The sequence below is a fragment of the Streptomyces sp. BJ20 genome (genome assembly GCF_022869105.1).
GTDB classification, from domain to species: domain Bacteria; phylum Actinomycetota; class Actinomycetes; order Streptomycetales; family Streptomycetaceae; genus Streptomyces; species Streptomyces griseoincarnatus.
The window spans coordinates 6,538,624-6,556,815 of the sequence record NZ_CP094918.1 but is presented as its reverse complement, the minus strand read 5'-3'; the positions used below and the strand labels follow the sequence as shown (position 1 = coordinate 6,556,815).

General features: G+C 74.9%; 9 protein-coding genes. 1 reads left to right on the top strand and 8 read right to left on the bottom strand.

From position 1 onward, the window contains the following. Positions 1–42 precede the first annotated feature (42 nt). The 8 genes from MTR79_RS29525 to MTR79_RS29490 all read right to left on the bottom strand — a co-directional run bounded on the left by MTR79_RS29525 (position 43) and on the right by MTR79_RS29490 (position 15,949). Positions 43–1,308, bottom strand: coding sequence for a hypothetical protein (locus tag MTR79_RS29525; RefSeq protein ID WP_244792419.1), 1,266 nt, complete (start codon positions 1,306–1,308; stop codon positions 43–45). After that, entirely contained in the window at positions 1,305–3,521 is a 2,217-nt protein-coding gene (locus tag MTR79_RS29520; RefSeq protein WP_244792417.1) for a bifunctional glycosyltransferase/CDP-glycerol:glycerophosphate glycerophosphotransferase, read from the bottom strand. Before MTR79_RS29520 ends, MTR79_RS29525 begins: the two co-directional genes overlap by 4 nt. 1 nt (position 3,522) lies before the next feature. Beyond that, the gene (locus tag MTR79_RS29515; RefSeq protein ID WP_189365184.1) at positions 3,523–5,724 is read right to left on the bottom strand and encodes a bifunctional glycosyltransferase/CDP-glycerol:glycerophosphate glycerophosphotransferase; all 2,202 of its coding nucleotides are present in this window, start codon (positions 5,722–5,724) and stop codon (positions 3,523–3,525) included. A 172-nt stretch (positions 5,725–5,896) separates the two neighbouring features. Further along, positions 5,897–8,137, bottom strand: coding sequence for a CDP-glycerol glycerophosphotransferase family protein (locus tag MTR79_RS29510; RefSeq protein ID WP_244792415.1), 2,241 nt, complete (start codon positions 8,135–8,137; stop codon positions 5,897–5,899). A 148-nt stretch (positions 8,138–8,285) separates the two neighbouring features. After that, the gene (locus MTR79_RS29505) at positions 8,286–9,200 is read right to left on the bottom strand and encodes a carbohydrate ABC transporter permease (protein ID WP_189365186.1); all 915 of its coding nucleotides are present in this window, start codon (positions 9,198–9,200) and stop codon (positions 8,286–8,288) included. Beyond that, the gene (locus tag MTR79_RS29500; RefSeq protein WP_244792413.1) at positions 9,197–10,546 is read right to left on the bottom strand and encodes a sugar ABC transporter permease; all 1,350 of its coding nucleotides are present in this window, start codon (positions 10,544–10,546) and stop codon (positions 9,197–9,199) included. Before MTR79_RS29500 ends, MTR79_RS29505 begins: the two co-directional genes overlap by 4 nt. Before the next feature lie 6 nt (positions 10,547–10,552). After that, positions 10,553–11,980 (bottom strand): extracellular solute-binding protein, encoded by a 1,428-nt coding sequence (locus tag MTR79_RS29495; RefSeq protein WP_244792410.1) that lies wholly within the window; start codon positions 11,978–11,980, stop codon positions 10,553–10,555. Positions 11,981–12,532: 552 nt separating this feature from the next. Next, a complete protein-coding gene (locus MTR79_RS29490) occupies positions 12,533–15,949 on the bottom strand; it encodes an FHA domain-containing protein (RefSeq protein ID WP_244793324.1) in 3,417 nt (1,138 codons plus the stop codon). Between the two features lie 508 nt (positions 15,950–16,457). Between MTR79_RS29490 and MTR79_RS29485 the strand changes: the two genes are divergently transcribed. Further along, positions 16,458–18,116, top strand: coding sequence for a serine/threonine-protein kinase (locus tag MTR79_RS29485; protein WP_244792408.1), 1,659 nt, complete (start codon positions 16,458–16,460; stop codon positions 18,114–18,116). Positions 18,117–18,192: the final 76 nt, after the last annotated feature.

The window sequence follows — 18,192 nt, the reverse complement described above, 5'->3', positions numbered from 1 at the left end:
GCCCGGTTCTGACCAGCCGTCACCGCTTCGGGTGACACCCGGTCAGCCCACCGGCTCCGCCGGCGCCCCCTGCGCGGGCACCACGGCCCGCCGCAGCACCGGCTCCAGCAGCAGCGGCACCCCCAGCACCGGCAGCAGCCAGGCCAGCGTGATCAGCCGGTCGCCCCAGATGTTGATGTCCGGGTGCCCCGCCTGGTTGAGGATCCCCGTGCAGGCCGCCGCGGCCAGGAAGACCCCGAACGCCGGCCGCCGCCGCGCCCCCAGCACGCCCGCCGCCAGCGCCGCCACGAAGAACGGCTCCCACAGCTGCCGCCGCGCCCACTCCATCCAGAAGTTCCCCTGAAGCTGGAAGAACTCCGCCCACGGCCGCTCCCGGTCCGGCCGGGCGAAGTGGTCGGTGAGCAGGTCCTGCACGCTGTCCGACACCGACGGGTAGTCCAGCAGCCGGGACACGAGCACCGTGCCCAGCGCCCCCGCGCACCCCACCACGCAGAGCGCGACGGGACCGCGCCCCGCCGGGATCCCCCGCCACCGTCGCCGTACCGCGACCGCCACGCCCGCCGCCGCCAGACACGCCCCGAGGAACAGCGCCTGCGAGTGCTTCACCGTGAACAGCGCGAACAACGCGCCGGCGACCAGCGCGAGCCCCGCCCGGGGTCTCGTCCCGCCCAGCACCAGGGCGCAGCCCCACAGCGCGGCCAGGGTGAGCGCCAGCATCAGGCCCTCGGTCATCGGGCGCATCGCCGTCGTCCCGCACGGCAGGACCAGGTACAGCGCCATCCCGGTGAGCGCGAGCGGCACCGGGGCCGCCAGCGTGCGCAGCACCAGGTACACCAGCACCCCGCCCGCACAGGTGATCAGCACGCCCGCCGTCCACACCCCCCACGTCACCCCGAGCAGCGCGACGAAAGGCGCCAGGACCAGCGGGTAGCCGGGCCGCACCTCGAAGATCCGCATGAACCGCTCCGGCATGAACGGCACCGTGTGCCCGGCGGTGTCCCCGGCCGCGAGGCGCGCCTCCACCTGCCGCCACTCCTGCTCCCGGCACTCCTCGAGCACCCGGGGCGCGGGGTCAGGGGCGTGGAAGCGCACCACGTCCACGAGCTGCGCGCGGTGCGCCATCGCCGCCTTCCCCGCGCAGTAGTGGTCGATGGTGGCGGCCGCCGCCTCCCGCTTGTCCGCGCCGGTCAGACTCAGCGCGTACGACACGTAGTTCTTGCTGTCGGGGGTGTCGCGGCCCTCCACGGTGGCCAGCTGCATCAGCGCGAACAGGGCGGCCAGCAGCAGCACCCAGGTGCGCGGCCTCATGACGGGGCCAGCAGGTCGCGGACGGCGGTCTGCGCGGGCAGCAGGCCGGGATCCCCCGAGGACTCCGGCAGCGGCTCGCCCAGCATCACGGCGCGCACCACCCGCTCGGCGGCCCGGCCGTCGTCGTACGCGCAGAACCGCTCCCGGAACGCCGCCCGCAGCCGCGCCGACTCCTCGTCCGCCCAGGTGCCCGACGCGAACAGCCACGCCAGCTCCGGGTAGGAACGCGTCACATGGCCCGGTGGCATGGCCGTGACGTCCAGGTACGCGCCCCGGCTCGCGCGGAAGGCGTCCCAGTCGTCGGCGTGCACCACGACCGGCCGGTCCAGCAGGGCGTAGTCGAACATCACGGACGAGTAGTCGGTGACCAGGACGTCCGCCGCGAGCAGCACGTCCTGCACCTCCGGCTCGTCGGTGGCGTCCACCAGCACGCCCCGACGGTGCAGCTCCGACAGGCCGAGTCCGCGGGCCGGTCCTTCGGCGAGCGTGGGGTGCAGCCGGACCACCAGGGTGCGGCCCTCGCCCAGGTCGGCGGCGAACCGGGCCAGGTCGATCCGCTCCGCCAGACCGTCCCTGCGGTAGTCCCGGCGGGTCGGCGCGTACAGCACCACCGTGTCACCCTCCGGGATCCCGAGCCGCCCCCGGGTCGCGCGGGCACGCTCCTCGTCGCCGCGCACCAGCACGTCGTTGCGCGGGGAGCCCGACCGCAGCGAGGTGAAGTGACAGGGGAAGGCCCGCTCCCACACCAGCTCGGAATGGAGGTTGGCGACCAGGCTGTGGTCCCAGCGGTCGGCCCGGCGCAGCATCTGCGGCACGTCGAAGTGAAGCCGCGCGCCGGGCTTGTCCAGCAGATCGGCGCCCGCGTACTTCAGCGGGGTGCCGTGGTGGGTGTGGACGTGCACACTGCCCGGCCGTTTCACGAGCGTGCCCGCCCAGTTGACGTTGTTGACGAAGTAGGTGGCCCGCTCGGTCACCCGGCGGTACTCCGGCGTGTCCGGCAGCACGAACGGGGTGCCCGGCGGCAGGGACGTGGCCCGCTCCTCGTCGGCGACCACCCACACGCCCCGGATGTGCGGGGCGAGTTCGCGGGCCGCGCGGTAGACGGCCGCCGGGTCGCCGACCATCCCGCGGTGCGAGAACGCCGAGTACACGGCGAGGTGCGGATCCAGCGGGCGGCGCAGCAGCGACCGGGCGCGCACCGCCCGCGCCGCCGTCGCCGTCCGCGCCTGCCGGGCCCGCCGCTGCAGCTCCCGGCCGGTCCGCGTGGCCCGGCGGCGCAACACGTACCCGGCGTAGGAGCCCTCCAGGACGCGCAGTTCGGCGGGGACCCGCCCGTCCGGCGGGCGGTGCGCGTGGAACATCTCGGCGGTGCGGCGGAAGAACTCCGCCCGGTCCGACGGCGGCAGCCGGTCCGGCTTGGACAGGATGTCGAGACAGTGCTCGCCCATCTTGGCGTGCAGGAACGGCCGCCAGTGCGCCAGCGCCGGACGGGCGTCCACGAACCGGAACACCCGTGCGTACTGCTCGTGCACGTCGAAATGCTTGCGGCTGGTCGTGGACAGGATGTTCCCCTGGCGGCGCTGCCGGTAGTACAGGCAGATCCGGTCCAGGGTGGCGATGCGCTCCGCGCTGAGCAGCACCGGGAACGTCCAGGGTGTGTCCTCGTAGTAGCCGGGCGGGAAGGTGAAGCCCTCCCGCTCGACGAAGTCACGTCGGTAGACCTTGTTCCACACCACCATCAGCAGGTCGAGGATCTCCGGCCGTTCGGCCGCCGTGAAGGTGCTCGCGGAGGCGTCGGCCAGCACATGCGCGAGGACGTTGCGCCGGGTGCCGCCCCACCAGTAGGTGCGGGCGTAGTCGAAGACCAGCACGTCCGGGTCGCCGGTCTCGTCGAGGCGGTCCGCGAGGGCGCGCAGCGCGCCCGGCGTGAGGGTGTCGTCGCTGTCCAGGAAGAGCAGGTGGTCGCCGGTCGCGTGCGGCATCCCGGCGTTGCGGGCCCGGCCGAGGCCCACGTTCTCCTCCAGGTGCAGCACCCGCACCCGGTCGTCGCGGGCCGCGTAGTCGTCGAGGATCGCCCCGCAGCCGTCGGGGGAGCGGTCGTCGACGGCGATCAGCTCGAGGTCGCGGTAGGACTGCCCGAGCACCGAGTCGAGACAGGCGTGCAGATAGCCCTGCACGTGGTGGACGGGGACGATGACGCTGAAGCGGGGCACGTCAGCTCCTCACCAGGGCGGCGGCCGCGGGGGCGGGAACGCGTTCCGCGAGCGGGACCAAGGGCGGCAGGGCCTCGGGCGGCTCGCCGAGCAGCACCCGGCGCACCACCCGCTCCGCGGCCCGGCCGTCGTCGAACGGGCAGAACCGCTCCCGGAAGGCGGCCCGCAGCGCCGCCGCCTCCGCATCCGCGTACGAGCCGTCGCGGAACACCCGGGCCAGTTCCTCGGGCGTGCGGGCGACCCGGCCCGGCGGGGCGGCCATCAGGTCGAAGCAGACGCCCCGCGTCTCCCGGTACACCTCCCAGTCGTCGGCGTACACCACGATCGGGCGGTCCAGGTTGGCGTAGTCGAACATGATCGACGAATAGTCCGTGACCAGGGCGTCCGCGGCGAGGCACACGTCCTCCGAGGAGCGGTGCGCCGTGACGTCGATGACCCGCCCGCCGCTTCCGCGCCCGCCCCGGTCGTAGAAGTAGTGCGCGCGCAGCAGCACCACCACGTCCTCGCCGGCCGCCTCGCAGAACGCCTCCAGGTCGAGCCCCGGCTCGAACCCCGTGTGGTGGTCGCGGTGCGTCGGCGCGTACAGCACGGCCCGCGCGCCCTCCGGGACACCCAGCTCGGCGCGGACCCGGGCCACGTCGTCGGCGCCGGCCGTCACGTACACGTCGTTGCGCGGATAGCCGTACTCCAGATGCTCGTACGAGCCGGGGAAGGCGCGCTCCCAGACACGGGTGGAGTGCGGGTTGGAGGAGAGGTTGAAGTCCCAGCGGTCCACCCGCCCCAGCAGCTTGGTGAAGCTGCCCGTGGCGGCCGCCACCACGGGATACGTCGACTGGTCCACGCCCATGGTCTTCAGCGGGGTGCCGTGCTGGGTCTGGAGGTGCACGCTGCCGGGGCGTTTGACGACGCCCTCCGCGAAGTTGGCGTTGTTCACCAGGTACGTGGCGCGGGCCAGCAGCTCCCAGGCACGGTGACTGCCGAGCACCGCGTACTCCACGCCGTCGGGGACGGTGTGCGCCTGGTCGGCCTCCACCAGGAACACGCCCCGGATGCGCGGGGCGAGTTCGCGGGCCTTGGCGTGGATCGCGGCCGGGTTGCAGGCGTAGCCACGGCCCCAGTACGCGCAGTACACCGCGAGGTCCGGGTCGAGCGGGCGGCGCAGCTGAAGGCCGTAGTGCAGCCGGGTGCGCAGACCGCGCGGGCGGGGCAGCGCGGCCGCCGCCCGCCCGGCCGCGCGCCGGGTGTCCCGCAGCGCGGCGAACGCCTCGTACGACCCGGCCGCCAGCAGCCGGTGCTGCACGCCCAGGCTGCCGCCCGGCGGCCGGAACCCGGCGGGCCGGTGCCCGCGGTACAGGGCGCTCGCCCGCCGGAAGAACTCCCGCCGCCCGTACGGCAGCCGGCGGGGGTGCGCGGCGGTCTTCAGCACGGCCGCGAAGAGCTGCTCGAACAGCGGCCCCGACCGCTCGGCCGGCAGTCCCAGCCCGGCGGCCTCGTCCAGCACCCGCTCCGTCTGGTCCAGCAGATCGTGGTGGTGCGCCCCGGGCAGCCGCAGCCGGTCGCCCTGGCGGCGCGCCCGGTGCCGCACCAGCACCCGGCGCGACACCGCCACCCGCTCCGCCCGCAGCAGCGCCCGCCCGCACCAGCCGACGTCGGTGAACCACCCGGGCGGGAAGTCCAGTTCGTGCTCGGCGACGAAGGCGCGCCGCCAGGCCGCGCTCCACGCGGGCAGGCCCACCCCGGTGAGCCGCGGGGCGCGGGCGGGGGCGAAGGCGCCACCCGGGGCGTGCTCCAGCAGCGGCGCGACGGGGCGCGTGGGCTCGCCCTCCCACCACGGGACGCGCTCGTGCTCGCAGGGCAGCACGTCCACCGGGCCGGTCTCCGCCAGCCGTGCGTCCAGCGCCGCCAGCGCGCCCGGCACCAGCACGTCGTCCCCGTCGAGGAACAGCAGGTACGTCCCGGTCGCCGCCCGCACGCCCGCGTTGCGCGCACCCGCCAGCCCCTCGGACGGCGGCGCGTGGACGGGCGCCACCCGGGAGTCCCGCTCGGCGTGCCCGGCGGCGACACCGGCCGCCGGTGACCCGGCGGCGTCGCAGACCGGGATCAGCTCGAAGTCGCCGAACGACTGGGCGAGGACCGAGTCCAGCGCCTGGCCCAGCCGACCTGCGACCCCATGGGACGGGACGATGATGCTGAAGCGGGGCATTCTGCTCTTTCCGTTGACGAGGGCGTGACGGCGGCCGGTCAGCGGGCGGGCCGCCGCCCGGGCCGCCCCGTCGGACGCCGCGCGGGCGGCCGGGCCGGGGCGGGCCGTGACGAGCCGGGGGACATGCGTACTCCCGATGGGGGCAACGACGGGCGGACGGGGTGGGTGACGGTCAGAAGACGGCCGGCTGCGGCGGCAGCGACACCACGGGCGTCTCCGGCGCGACGGCGGCCGCCGGCACCGGTCGCCGTCGCGCCGGCGGGACGGACAGCGGCTCTGCGAACTCCCCGAGCAGCACCGTGCGCACCACCCGCTCGGCGGCGCGGCCGTCGTCGTGCGGGCAGAAGCGGTCACGGAACGCCGCCCGCAGCCGGGTGGCGCGCGGTCCGCACCAGCGGCTCCCGGCGAAGATCTCGATCAGCTCGTCCTCGCTGTCCGCGACCGCGCCGGGCGGGACGGTCCACGGGTCCACGTAGAGGCCGTGGGCCGCCGCGTACGCCTCCCGGTCCTCGGCGTGCAGCACGATCGGCCGGTCCAGGCCCGCGTAGTCGCACATCAGCGGGGAGAAGTCGGTGACCAGGGCGTCCGAGGCCAGGCACAGCGCCATCACGTCCGGGTGGGCGCTCACGTCCACCACCCGGTCGGAGGCGGCCTCGAACGGCTCGCCGTCGGGGCCCGCGGCGCGGGAGAGGATCACGAACCGGGGGCCGAGCCGGCGCACCACGCGCTCCAGGTCGAGCGTGCGCACCGGGGTGCGGCGGTAGTCGCGGGGCGCCGGCGCGTACAGGATCGCCACCGCGCCCGCGGGGACGCCCAGGGAGTCCCGCAGCACGGCCACGTCCTGCGGGGTCGCCGTGTGGAACCGGTCCGTGCGCGGCCTGCCGTACTCCAGCGTCCGGTAGCGGCCGGGCAGCACCCGCTCGTAGGTCAGCGTGGAGTGCCGGTCGCCGGTGACCACGTGGTCCCACTGGTCGACGCCCTCCAGCAGCCGCGCGAAGTCCGTGTCCCGGGCCGCGGCCGGCCGGTCCTGGAGGTCGAGCCCCGCGTACGCCAGCGGGGTGCCGGGCGGGGTGTGCACCAGGATCTGCCCCTTGCGTTTGACCAGGCCGGGCACGAGCGCGCGGTCGGTCACCACGTACGCGCTGCGGGCCAGCGCGGTCAGATGGGAGGCGGTGCCCGGCACCAGGCGCCGCGTGGCGGTGGGCAGGGTGTGGTGCAGCTCGCGGCGGGTCGCCCAGGCGGTGCGGACGCGCGGGGCGTGATCGCGGACCGCGGACTCCAGGGCGGCCGGGTCGCCGCCGTAGCCGCCGTCGCCCTCGACGGTGAACAGGACACGGCCGGTGTCCGGCGGGAGCAGCCGCTGGACGCGGTAGTGGGTGCGCAGCAGGGCGCGGCGCAGACCGCGCAGCGTGCGGCGGCGCACCCGGCCCGCGCGGCGGCCCAGGGCGGCGGCGAGGCGCAGGACGCGGTACGTGCGATGCAGCCCGAACCGCACCAGCGCGTGCCGTACCCGGGCGCGGGCGGGGACGGGCGCGCCGGGCGTGCGGTGGCGCCGGTACTGCTCGCGGGCCCGGCGCAGGAAGGCGGCGCGCGAGCCGCGCGGCAGCCGGTCCGGGCGGGTGTACACGGTGAGCAGGTGGTCGACCATCCGGCGGAACAGCACCGGCCGCCAGCGCTCCAGGTCGGAGTGTGCGTCGAGGTGGGCGAAGACCCGGTCGTACTGGCCGAAGACCTCGAAGTGGCGCTCGCTGGTGGTGTGCAGGATGCCGCCGGTACGCCGCTGCCGGTAGTGCACGCAGACCCGGTCCAGCGTGGCGACCGTCCCCGCCGTCATCAGCACCGGGTACGTCCACGGGGTGTCCTCGTAGTAGCCGGGCGGGAAGGTGAAGCCCTCCCGCTCGACGAACTCCCGCCGGTACGCCTTGTTCCAGGCCACCGCGAGCAGGCTGAGCAGCCCGGGCCGGTCGGCGAGGGTGAACGGCGCCGGGCCGTGCTCGGCGAGCTGGGCGGCGACCTGGTTGCGCACGGTCTCGCCGGTCCAGTAGGCGCGGGCGTAGTCGTAGACCAGGACGTCCGGGTCGCCGGTCTCCTTCAGCCGGTCGGCGACGGAGAGCAGCGCGTCCGTGGTGAGGGTGTCGTCGCCGTCGAGGAACACCAGGTAGTCGCCGGTCGCGCGGGCCATGCCCGCGTTGCGGGCCGGGCCCAGGCCGATGTTGGCCGGCAGGTGCACCGGCCGCACCCGCGGGTCGCGGGCCGCGAACTCGTCGATCACCGCGCCGCAGGCGTCGGGCGAGCAGTCGTCCACGGCGATCAGTTCGAGGTCCGGGTACGACTGGGACAGCACCGACTCCAGGCACTCGCGCAGATACGCCTGAACCTGGTACGCGGGGACAATGACACTGAACCTGGGCAAGGGGCATCCAACGGTCGGCGCGGGCGTTCTGCCCGGCAACGCCCGTTGGCCCGCCTTGGTTACGCACCCCTGCGGCATCCGGGGGAATCACGTCGCACGAAGGGGCGGACCTCGGCCGGTCCGCCCCCCAACTACACTCGTGATGTGCCTATTTGACGGCGCCCGCCATCACACCGGACACGAACTGCCGCTGGAACGCGAAGAACACCACCAGCGGTACCACCATCGAGATGAACGCGCCCGGCGCCAGCACGTCGATGTTGTTCCCGAACTGCCGTACCTGCGTCTGCAGGGCGACCGTGATCGGCTGGCTCCCCGAGTCGGTGAAGATCAACGCGACCAGCATGTCGTTCCACACCCACAGGAACTGGAAGATGCCCAGCGCGGCGACGGCCGGACCGGCCAGCGGCATCACCACCCGCACGAACAGCCGCAGTTCGCCCGCGCCGTCCAGCCGGGCCGCCTCCAGCAGCTCCTTGGGGATCTCCGCGAAGAAGTTCCGCAGCAGGAACACCGCGAACGGCAGACCGAAGCCGACGTGGAACACCACCACACCGGTCAGGGAGCCGAAGAGGCCCAGCTTGCCGAAGAGTTCGGCGATCGGGATCAGCGCCACCTGCACCGGCACCACCAGCAGCCCCACCACGGCGAGGAACCACCAGTCGCGGCCCGGGAAGTCCATCCACGCGAAGGCGTACCCGGCGAGCGCGCCGATCACCACCACCAGCACGGTCGCGGGCACGGTGATGTACACCGTGTTCAGCAGCGAGGCGGTGATGTCGTCGTTCTCCAGCAGGGTCCGGTACGCGCCGAAGGTCAGCTCGGACGGCTCGGTGAACACCGTCCACCAGCCGTCCACCGCCATGTCCTCCGGCGAGCGCAGGCTGGCCAGCAGCAGCCCGATCGTCGGCACCAGCCAGAACAGGCCGACGACGATCAGGAAGACGCGGACCGCCCCGCCGCTCACCCACCCGGCGAGCCGGGACCCCAGCGACCGCTCCGCCCGGACGGGCTCGGCGGGCCGCACGCCCGCCCTCGTGACGCCTCCGGCGTCCGCGCTCATCGCCGCACCTCCCGCCTCAGCCGCCGTACGTTGAACCACATCACCGGGATCACCAGCAGCAGCAGGAACACCGCGATGGCGCTGGCGACGCCCGGCTGGTCCTCGGAGAAGCCCTTGCGGTACAGCTCCAGCGCGAGGACGTTGGCGTCGTCCTGCGACGAGCCCGGCGCGATGATGAAGACCAGGTCGAACACCTTCAGGACGTTGATCATCAGGGTGACGGTGACCACCGCGAGGACCGGCGCGAGCAGCGGCACCGTGACCCGCCGGAACACCTGCCACTCGTTCGCGCCGTCCACCCGTGCGGCCTCCAGCAGCTCACGGGGCATGCCCGCGAGCCCGGCCGCGATCAGCACCATCGCGAACCCCGCCCACATCCAGATGTACGAGCCGATCACGGCCGGGGTGACCAGCGACGGGCCGAGCCAGTCGAGGCCGTTGTAGGGCTCCTCGAAGTTGCCCGCGGGCAGCCGCAGCCGCGCCCCGTCGGCCTTCGACGAGAGGGAGAACGTGCCGTCGGCGGCGGCCGTGGCCGTCTCCACCACCTCGCCGTCCTTCACCGCCTCGATCCGCATCCCGGCGTAGCCCAGCTCGGAGGAGTCCACCTGGTTGAGCGCCCCGACGCCCTTGCCGCGGGTGAAGTCCTGCCAGGTGCTGCCGGTGATCCGGTCGTCCTCCGGCTTCGGCGCCGCGGCCGGCTTCGCGTCGTCCGGCATCACATCCGGGGGGACGCCCACCAGCGGCAGCGTCACCGTGTCCCCGGCGCTCACCGTGTCCTTGGTGACGAACGCGCCCCCGCCGGCCGGCTCCAGCGGCGACTCGCGGCCCGGGTGCGCCTTCGGGAACGCCGAGGACTGGGCGAAGGTGTCGTGCACGCCCACCCACACGGCGTTCGCCACGCCCTTGTCCGGGTCCTGGTCGTAGACGAGACGGAAGATGATGCCCGCCGCCAGCATGGAGATGGCCATCGGCATGAAGACGACCAGCTTGAACGCCGTGCCCCAGCGCACCCGTTCGGTGAGCACCGCGAAGATCAGACCGAGCGCGGTCGCGACCGTCGGGGCGAACACCACCCAGAGGATGTTGTTCTTCAGCGCGGTGCGGATGCCGTCGTCGGTGAACAGCGCCTGATAGTTGTCGAATCCGGCGAAGGAGTCGCCGGACTGGTCGTAGAAGCTGCGGATGACCGAGTACCCGATCGGGTAGACCACGAGCGCCCCGAGCAGCACCAGGGCGGGCAGCAGGAAAAGCGCCGCCACGGTCCTGCGGGTTCCGGTGACGCTCTTGCGCGACCTGGGAGCGACGGGGGCCGTCTTCGCGGACCCCGCCGCCGTGTCCGCCGCCATCCCCGGTCAGTTCCCGTACGCCGCGGCCGCGTCGGCCTCCAGCTTCGCCTGGGTGCCGGCCACGTCCGACGGGTTCTTCAGGAAGTCCTGGAGCGCCTTCCACTCACCCTTGCCGGGCGTGCCGCCGAAGGCCTGCGGAGCCTGGTCGGACATGTCGAAGCGGAAGTCGTCGCCGGCGTCGACGAGCGCCTTGGCCATCTTCTGCTGGACCTCGTTCGGGTACGCCGACTCCGGCACGTTCTTGTTCGGCGAGAGGTAACCGCCGAGCTTCGCCTGGATGCCCGCCGCGTCCGGCGAGGCGAGGAACGTCACCAGGGCCTGCGCCGCCTCGGAGTCCTCCAGGATCACCGCCGCGTCGCCGCCGGACACCACGGGCGGGGTGTCGCCGACCGCGGGGAACGGGAACACCTTCGCGTCGGTGCCCACCTCCGCCTTGGTCTCGCCGATGTTCACCTGCACGAAGTCGCCCTCGTAGACCATGCCGGCCTTGGGCTGGTCGCCGCCGGTGAAGGTCTGCGTCACGGACGCCGGGAACTCCGTCTGCAGCGCGCCGTCGGGGCCGCCCGCGAGGTAGTCCTTCTTCCCCCAGACCTCGGCGAGGGTGGTCAGCGCCTCCTTGACGGACGGGTCCGTCCACTTGATCTCGTGCTTCGCGAGCTGGTCGTACTTCTCCGGGCCCGCCTGCGAGAGGTAGATGTTCTCGAACCAGTCGGTGAGGGTCCAGCCGTCGGCGCCGCCGACGGAGAACGGGGTGACGCCGGAGTCGTAGACCATCTGCGCGGTGTTCAGCAGCTCGTCCCAGGTCTTCGGCTCGGACGCGCCCGCGTTCTCGAAGACCTGGGCGTTGTACCAGATCAGCGACTTGTTCGCGGCCTTGTAGTAGACGCCGTACTGCTTGCCGTCGACCTTGCCGATGTCCTGCCAGCCCTGCGAGTAGTTCTTCGCCAGTTCCTTCGTGGCCTCCGGGCCGAGCGGCTTGGCCCAGTTCCTCTCCACGGCCTGCTTGATCGCGCCGGGCTGCGGCAGCATCGCCACGTCCGGCGGGGCGCCGCCCGCGATCTTCGAACCGAGGAAGTTGATGATCGGGTCCTGGGCGGGGACGAAGGTCACCTTGGCGCCGGTGCGCTTCTCGAACTCCGCGAGGACCTGCTTGAAGTTCTTCTGCTCCGCACCGGTCCACACGGCCGCGACCTCCAGGGTCTGGCCCTCCAGCTTCGGCAGGGTGACGGTGGTTCCGGTGTCCCCGGACGCCTTGCCCTTGTCGTCACCGCCCCCGCCGCCACCGTCGTCGTCGCCTCCGCAGGCGGTGAGGGAGACCGCCAGCACACCGGCGGCCAGTGCCGCGGCGGCCCTGACGGCCCGTCGGGAGGGGAGAACCGGCCCGTGCCGTCCGGCCGCCCCGCGTATCCGGAAGTTCCTGCTCGTCCTGCGCATCACTGCCCCGTTCTCGTACTCCGTCGTACTTGGCCGAACGTTCGAGCGCTGTTCCGTGCGGTCTGGTCTACGCCCGGCAGGTGGGGGTGGCAAGAGCGCGTCCTGTGTCAACTCGTCGATCGTGACCACGTCGTGACCAGGCGTCACATGCGCGGCCGCCGGCGGGTGGTCGGCGGCTGGTCGCGCAGTTCCCCGCGCCCCTGAGGGGTGTTTCCGCCGCGGCCGCTGGAAGCGTCGCACCGCCGCTGCGGGCTGGCTGCCGCCCCAGCTGCGGGTGGTCGGTGGCTGGTCGCGCAGTTCCCCGCGCCCCTGAGGGATGTCCTAGCTGCGGGCAGTCGTGCCGCTTGGGGCGGCACGGGTGGGCGCAGGCGGGGCCTGGCTAGCGCCGTGAGCGAGGGTTCGGTGCCTCGAGCCCCGTGCCCCGCAACCCTGTCGACGTCGGGTGCGGGTGGTGGGTGGCTGGTCGCGCAGTTCCCCGCGCCCCTGGGGGGCGCTTCCGCGCCCCGCTTGGCTGCGGGTGGTTCGTTCCCCGCGCCCCCGGAGGGCAGCCGCTTACAGAAGCGACGGCACCCGGGGGGACGCGACCTGGCGGGCCGCCCGGTCGAGGGCGCTGGCGAGGAGGGCCAGGTCCGTAGGCCCGTTGCCGAGTTCCCGCACCTGCCGCCGCGCCGGCGGATCCCCCATCCGGTGCCACTCCAACGGCACCACCGTCGGCCGCAACGTCGCGGTCCGCGGAATCCGCCCCGTCACCCGGCCCCCCTGGAACTCCGTCCCCCGCCCGTCCGCACGGACCAGCTGCCCCCGCCCCGGCGCGGGATCGTCCGGCCCACGCCCCACGACCGGCGCGTCCAGCGCGACCCGCAGCGACGCCTGCTTCACCGGCTCGGTCTGCGCCGTCCGGGGACACGGCGCGGTCGCCGCGACCAGATGCACCCCGAGCCGCTCGCCGTCCCGCGCCACCGCCTCCAGCGCCCGCATCACCGACCCCGCGGCCGGCCGGCCGGGCGCGCCGAGCGCGGGGGAGACCAGCTGGTCGAGGTCGTCCACGACCACCACCAGCCGGGGCAGCGCCGGCGCGGCCTGCGTCTTGCGCCGGTCCGCGCCCGGCCGCAGCCGCACGGTCGCGCTGGGCGGGCTGTCCAGGTCGCCGTTCGCCGCCGTGCGCTGGGCGACCATCCGGTCCGTCAGCTCCCGCCCCGTGTGCCACTCGGCGAAGTCCGAACGCCCCAGCAGCTCGGCCCGCCGCTTCAGCTCGGCGCTCAGCGACTGCGCGAACTCCCGCATCCGCACCGGGTCGTCGGCGCTCAGATGGGTGGAGACGTGCGGCACGTCCGTGCACACCCGCAGGCCCTCCCCGGCCCCGGCCCCGGCCCCGGCCCCGGAGCCGGTGACCGGGACGCCGCGCCCGTCGACCAGGACGATGCCCAGCCGGTCGGGCCGCTCGGCCGCGGCCAGCGAGGCGACGACCGCGCGCAGCAGCTCCGTACGGCCGCTCCCGGACGGGCCCTCGACCACGAGGTGGGGCCCGTCGGCGGCGAGGTCGGCGCTGACCGGTCCGCGCGGGCCGGCCCCGAGGACCGCGGTGGCGCGGCCGCCGAGCGCGCCGGTGTCGTCGGCCGCGTCGGCCCAGCGGGCCATCAGCGACGCCGGGGTGGCGCGGGCCAGGCCCAGCTCGTCGAGCAGCCGCGCCGACGGGGGCAGCGGCGCCGACACGCGGGGGTGCGGTCCGGCCGCGGGGCCGTCGGGCCGCAGCGGCGCGAGCGCCCGCGCGAACCGTTCGGCCCAGGCCGCGGACACCGCGTCCACGGTGGCGAGGGTGCCGTGTCCGATCGGGCCGGGCGGGGAGGCGTCGCCGGTCCTGGCCACCCGTAGCAGCCGGAGCGCGGTCGCCACGTCCCCGCTGAGCAGCGCGACCGCCCCGCAGTCACGGAACGCGGGCGCCACCGCGCAGGCCGCCTCGTACGTCTCCGTCAACGGGGACGCGGGCGAGGCGGCGGGCGTCTCGGCGAGGCACAGCAGATGGACACCGCCGCGCGGCCCCTCCACCGCCAGCCGCGCCAGGGCGTCCCGCACGTCGGCATCGCCGGGGTCGCCGTCCACCACGACCACCGTGAACGGCCCGGCGTCGGCCGGGGAGCCCGCGTGGTCGTGGTCGGCGAGACGGCGCAGCAGCTCGTCGGCGCGGGCCGCGGCCTGCTCCCGGTCGTGGGCGAGGAGCAGCCGGCAGTCCTGGCCGTGCCCGGGCCGCAGATGCGGCAGCCAGCCCAGCCAGGACCACTCGGCGGTGCGCTCGTCCGAGGGACGGGACGGGTCCGCGGCGATCAGGACGATCTCCAGCGTGTCGGGGGAGTGCAGCGCGGCGAGCTGGGCGAGCGCCGCGCGGGCCAGCCCGGAGAGCCGCTCGCGCGGTCCGGCGAGCCCCAGCGCGCCGACCTCGCGCAGCCCCACGGTCACGGGGACGACGGGCAGCAGCCGGGAGCCGTCCGGCGCGGGCCGGTCGGCGGTGCCGAGCCGCACCGCGAGCGCCTCGGGGTGGCCGGGCCCGCGCTCCCACAGCCGGGGGCCGGGGCCGAGCGCGGTGAGCAGCAGGGTGGCCGGGTCCGGCCAGGTCTCGGGCTGCGCGGGGACGGCAGGCGCCGGGGCGTACGCGGCTCCCTGGGGCGGGGCGTCGTGGAGGGCCGCGTCGGCGTCCCGCTCGGTCCGCCCGCCGGTGAGCCGCCGCGCCCAGGCGCCGATCCCGCCCCGCTTGCGCGCCCGCGGCGGCTCGGGGACGTCGGTGCCCCGGACCGGGGTGCCCTTGCGGGTGCCGTCGGGGGTGTCGGCGGCCTGCGCGGCGGTCGCGTCGGCGTACCGCCCGTCGCGGGCGTCGCCGGTGGTCCGGCCGGTGGGGCCGACGGGCGGCGGTCCTGCGGGGTGCGGTCCCGGGTGCGCGGTGGGTGCCTCGTCCCGCGTCTGGCCGTGCACGGGGTCGGCGTACAGGCCGTGCGCCTGCCCCCGGCCCGCGTGCGTCTCGTCGTCCGGGACGGGCCGGGAGACCCGCCGCCCCTGGGGCATCCGGGGCACGTCCCCCCGGGCGGCGATCCGCACGGTGCGCTGCCCCTGGCTCCCGCCGTCGCGCCGCTCGGCCGCCGGGGGGCCGCCCTGCTCCGGTACATGAGAAAGGGGGCCCGACGCCGGAGCGTCGGCGTGGGCGGGCGTGGCCCGGTCCGCCGAGCCGTAGGCGTGGTGCGTCGGCGCGCGCGGCCCCTCGGGGGCGCCCCCGTCGTCTCGCGGACCCGGCGCTCCCACGGCGTCCCGGGCCGTACGCGGCCCCGGCACCCGTACGTGTCCCTCCCCGTCCGGGGTGGTCGCCGTGCGGGCGGACGGTCCCTCCGCCGGGGTCAGCCGCAGGGCGGACTCGCCGATCCGCAGCAGCGCGCCGGGGGTGAGCCGCACCGGGCGGGCGCCGACGGGGCGGCCGTCCAGTGTGGTGCCGTTGGTGGAGCCGAGGTCGGCGACGGAGACGCGGCCGTCCGCGCCGACCGTCACCGCGCAGTGCAGCCGGGAGACGTCCGGGTCGTCGAGGGGCACGTCGGCGTCGGCGGAGCGGCCTATGCGGATCTCCCCGCCGTGCAGCAGGTGGACCCCGCCCGCGTCGGGCCCGGCGACCACGTGCAGCCGGGTGGGGGAGGCGTCCAGCTCGGGGTGCGGCTCGGGCTCGCCCGGTGCTCCCACCGCCAGCACCGCGCCGTCGATCAGCGGGGGCTCGCCCAGCGTGCACCGCTGGGCGTCGAGCCGCTGGTCACCGGCGTACAGCACGGGCGTGCCCGAGGAGCCGTCGCCGCCGGAGACCGCCGAGGCGAGCGCGGAGGCGACCGCGGCGAGAGCCGTGCCCGCGGGCGCCGTGACCAGCACGTCGCAGCTCACGGCCCGCTCCCGGACGGGGGAGGAGGGGCCCAGCGGGTCTACGACGGTCAGCCGGATCTGCATCGCCGTCAGCTGTCCCTTCTGCGCGAGCGCCCGCGACACGGGGGACGAAGCCGCCCCGCGGTCCCCCTCCGCGGACTTCCCCCACCGCCACACGCGCACGTACGGCCAGTACTGCCCGCATCCTCGCACCTGCCACCGACAACGCGCCCGCCTCCGGGCATCAAATGATCTTGATTGGTCGGCTCTGCCCGTAAAAATGCCTGACCAATGACGCGCGGATGATCGTTCCGCGCCGACTTGAGATCGGTCACGTCCGGCCCACGGCAACCAACGGACAGAGTCGGGCGTCTTTCCGGCAGACTCCGCACACGCGGAATCCGCGGAGAATTCAACGGAACCGTCGAAACCGTCGAACAGGAACGGGAACCGGTGCGTAAGACCCAGCACAGGGCGACGCAGAAGTCGGCCGGCCGGTATCCCGTGCGGCGGCACTACAGTGGGTCGGAACATTCCGCAGCAGGGTGGACCACGGTGTACGCCAGCCAGCAAGCAGCAGGGAGCGCATGACGTGCGGCCGGTAGGGAGCAAGTACCTGCTCGAGGAGCCGCTCGGACGCGGCGCCACGGGCACCGTCTGGCGCGCGCGCCAGCGGGAGACCGCGGGCGCCGAGGCGGCCGTGCCGGGCCAGCCCGGCGAGACCGTGGCGATCAAGGTCCTCAAGGAGGAGCTGGCGGGCGACGCCGACGTCGTGATGCGCTTCCTGCGCGAGCGCTCGGTCCTGCTGCGGCTCACCCACCCCAACATCGTCCGGGTCCGCGACCTGGTGGTCGAGGGCGAGCTGCTGGCCCTGGTCATGGACCTCGTCGAGGGCCCCGACCTGCACCGCCACCTGCGCGAGAACGGCCCCTTCACCCCCGTCGCCGCGGCCCTGCTGACCGCGCAGATCGCCGACGCGCTCGGGGCCAGCCACGCCGACGGCGTGGTCCACCGCGACCTCAAGCCCGCCAACGTCCTGCTCAAGCAGCAGGGCGGCGAGATGCACCCGATGCTCACCGACTTCGGCATCGCGCGCCTCGCCGACTCCCCGGGCCTGACCCGCACCCACGAGTTCGTCGGCACGCCCGCGTACATCGCGCCGGAGTCCGCCGAGGGCCGCCCGCAGACCTCCGCCGTCGACATCTACGGCGCCGGCATCCTGCTGTACGAGCTGGTCACCGGCCGTCCGCCGTTCTCCGGCGCGTCCGCCCTGGAGGTGCTGCACCAGCACCTGAGCGCCGAGCCGCGCCGCCCGTCCACCGTGCCCGACCCGCTGTGGACGGTCATCGAGCGCTGCCTGCGCAAGAACCCCGACGAGCGGCCCAGCGCCGAGAACCTCGCGCGCGGCCTGCGGGTCGTCGCCGAGGGCATCGGCGTGCACGCGAACTCGGCGCAGATCTCCGCAGCGGAGAACGTCGGCGCGCTCCTCGCCCCCGACCCCGCCCCGGCGCAGGTCCCCGGCGAGCCGTCCGCCCCCGGCGCCTCCGACCCCACGCAGGTGCTGCCGCAGAACCCGAACGGCGCCTACGACCCCAACGCCGCGACCAGCGTCCTGCCGCAGACCGGCCCGTCCGGCGCGGCCGACCCCACGGCCGTGATGCCCCCGGTGCCGCCGGGGCAGCCCGCCGGCGGCCCCGAGGATCCGCACCCCTGGCAGAACCAGCTCCGCGCGGCCCGCGACCGCAACGAGCAGACCCAGGTCCAGTACCTCGACCCCGGCCAGGACCCGCTGCGCCGCCGCCCCCAGCGGCAGGTGTCCCGGCCGCCGCAGCAGCCTCCGCAGCACCGGCCCCAGCAGCAGCCGCAGCCCGGTCCCGGGTACGGCTACCCGCAGCAGCCCCAGCCGCAGCCGCAGCAGTACGCCCCGCCGCCGGAGCGCCGGCGCAGGCAGGCGCCCCAGCCGCCGCAGCGGTACGCGCCCCCGCCGGAGCCGCAGCGCCCCGTGCGGGAGCCGCGCCAGCCCCGGCAGCGCAGCGCCAACCCGATGCGCATCCCCGGCCTGGGCTGCCTGAAGGGGTGCCTGTTCACGCTGCTCATCCTCTTCGTGGCGAGCTGGCTGATCTGGGAGCTGAGCCCGCTCCAGGACTGGATCGGCACGGGCAAGGGCTACTGGGACCAGCTCAGCGACTGGTTCGGCTCGGTCACGGGCTGGATCGAGGACCTGGGCGGCCCCTCGGACCCGGCGAACTAGGTTCGTCTGCCGATTTGTCGACACCTGAGGGCTGATTTCCGGGTCTCCGGTGAAGGTCACCTGTCCGGACGCGTAG

What these genes read in the sequence shown, in the direction of transcription:
- MTR79_RS29525 (WP_244792419.1), bottom strand. Translation starts at nt 1,308, where the DNA reads ATGAGGCCGCGCACCTGGGTGCTGCTGCTGGCCGCCCTGTTCGCGCTG.
- MTR79_RS29515 (WP_189365184.1), bottom strand. Translation starts at nt 5,724, where the DNA reads ATGCCCCGCTTCAGCATCATCGTCCCGTCCCATGGGGTCGCAGGTCGG.
- MTR79_RS29505 (WP_189365186.1), bottom strand. Translation starts at nt 9,200, where the DNA reads ATGAGCGCGGACGCCGGAGGCGTCACGAGGGCGGGCGTGCGGCCCGCC.
- MTR79_RS29500 (WP_244792413.1), bottom strand. Translation starts at nt 10,546, where the DNA reads ATGGCGGCGGACACGGCGGCGGGGTCCGCGAAGACGGCCCCCGTCGCT.
- MTR79_RS29495 (WP_244792410.1), bottom strand. Translation starts at nt 11,980, where the DNA reads ATGCGCAGGACGAGCAGGAACTTCCGGATACGCGGGGCGGCCGGACGG.
- MTR79_RS29490 (WP_244793324.1), bottom strand. Translation starts at nt 15,949, where the DNA reads ATGCAGATCCGGCTGACCGTCGTAGACCCGCTGGGCCCCTCCTCCCCC.